The organism is Acinetobacter sp. NRRL B-65365 (assembly GCF_001605865.1).
Lineage (GTDB): Bacteria > Pseudomonadota > Gammaproteobacteria > Pseudomonadales > Moraxellaceae > Acinetobacter > Acinetobacter vivianii.
Genome location: NZ_LRPD01000040.1, coordinates 1 through 591 on the forward strand (window position 1 = coordinate 1; position 591 = coordinate 591).

At 52.5% G+C, this 591-nt stretch carries 1 protein-coding gene; it reads left to right on the plus strand.

Features of this window, described 5'->3' with window-relative positions:
* Positions 1 to 591, plus strand: a 591-nt coding sequence (locus AWW72_RS14065; RefSeq protein ID WP_155858562.1) for an Ig-like domain-containing protein, incomplete at both ends; no start/stop codon positions are given.

The window sequence follows — 591 nt, forward strand, 5'->3', positions numbered from 1 at the left end:
ACACTGTGGATATCACCACCCCAGTGGTGGTGTTTGATCCAGTTGCAGGCGATGACATCGTCAATGCCGCAGAAGCAGGCGTAGACCAAACCATCAGTGGTGCGGTTGTAGGCGGCTTCACTGCAGGTGATGCAGTGACAGTTGTGGTCAATGGCAACAATTACAACACGACAGTACAGGCGGATGGTACATGGAGCGTGACTGTTCCAGGTAGCGAGTTGACTGCAGATGCAGACAGCACCATTGAAGTGACTGTTGATGTAACGGGTACAGGACCGATCAGTGCAGATCACAACTATGTTGTGGATACCACTGCACCAGATACCACAGGTACGACACTGACTGTTGCACCAGTCACCACGGACAACACACTCAATGCCGCAGAATCAACGGGCACAGTGACCGTGACAGGTACCTTAACCGGTATTCCTGCAGATGCAGCAACCACGGTAGTGACACTCGTTATCAATGGTGTGACTTACACCGCGACTGTTGATGCAGCGACAGGTAACTGGACTGCAGATGTGGCAGGTAGTGACTTACTTGCAGATACCGATGCGACCATCGATGCCACAGCGACCTTCACCGATG